We start from the raw sequence: 987 nt of genomic DNA, 5'->3' as shown, positions 1-987 counted from the left end.
AGCATCCGTCGGTAGTACGTGCCCTCCTTTCCGACGTACTGGAGGAACCGGGTGCCGAGCATGAGGGTGGCGAGGCGGTCGGCGCGGTCCTCCATGTACGGGGCGAGCCAGCCCAGCGTGTCCTCGTACTCAGGGCGCAGCGTGTACGGCAGCTCCTCCCCGGCGAGGTACCAGCCCAGGGCGCAGGAGTAGGCGGTGATGTCGTTGCCGTGGACCGGCCGCGCGTGGCCGAACCTGGAGTGCAGGACGCGTTCGATGGTGAAGTTGCCCGAGCAGCCGATGTAGATGTCGGTCTCGGGCCAGGCCCCGGCGTGCTCGTAGATGATCGAGCGGAGGGGCGCCGGAATCGAACCATGGAACATACGGAGCCCCCGCGTGGTGAGGAAGTGGGGTAGAGCGCCGGCCAGGACTTGAACCTGGACCTCCCGCCCGGAAGGCGGGTGTGCTGCATTGTCACTACCGGCGCAGTGCGGTCGGCCGCGCCGCTGCTAAGGACGGCCGAACGCGGGCAGGGATGATACACACACTTCCGCCCACCTCTCCGGCGCGCAGGCAACGGCTGTGACCTCGGGCGATGGCCCACCATGCCGTTCGGTCGCACCCGTCAGCGAAACACGCCATACCCTGTCTAGAGAGGAAAGGAGGGGCGCCGTGGCTGCCGACAACCAGGCCCGCGAGGTGAAGTTCCGTCGTATCGCGGGCGATCTGCGCCGTGCCATCCGGGGAGGCGAGTACGCGCCGGGTGACCGGATTCCTGGCGAAAACGCGCTCATGGCCGAGTACGGGGTCGCTCGGATGACTGCCCGGCAAGCGCTCGGCGTCTTGGTCGATGAGGGGCTGACCGAGCCGCGCAAGGGGAAGGGCGTCTTCGTGCGGGATGTCCGGCCGACGGTGCGGCGGGTTGTTCAGCGTCTTTCCCGCGAGCAGTGGGGCGCTGGCCGTTCGGTGTGGGAGTCGGAGACCGAGGGCCGCGACCTGGTGGTGGAC

The 987-nt window shown here is 68.6% G+C and carries 2 protein-coding genes and 1 tRNA gene; 1 reads left to right on the top strand and 2 read right to left on the bottom strand.

Translation table 11 applies throughout. From position 1 onward, the window contains the following. Both ACFXIV_RS47905 and ACFXIV_RS47900 read right to left on the bottom strand, forming a co-directional pair. Window positions 1-362: hypothetical protein (locus tag ACFXIV_RS47905; protein ID WP_379421538.1), on the bottom strand; the 362-nt coding region annotated here is incomplete at its 3' end. Between the two features lie 33 nt (window positions 363-395). Next, window positions 396-466 (bottom strand) — tRNA-Gly (locus ACFXIV_RS47900). Window positions 467-651: 185 nt separating this feature from the next. Between ACFXIV_RS47900 and ACFXIV_RS47895 the strand changes: the two genes are divergently transcribed. Next, window positions 652-987 (top strand): GntR family transcriptional regulator (locus tag ACFXIV_RS47895; RefSeq protein ID WP_379421537.1); only part of this gene is annotated, 336 nt, incomplete at its 3' end.

Source organism: Nocardia sp. NPDC059236 (assembly GCF_042754085.1).
Lineage (GTDB): Bacteria > Actinomycetota > Actinomycetes > Mycobacteriales > Mycobacteriaceae > Nocardia.
This window is presented reverse-complemented; position numbering and strand designations above follow the sequence as displayed.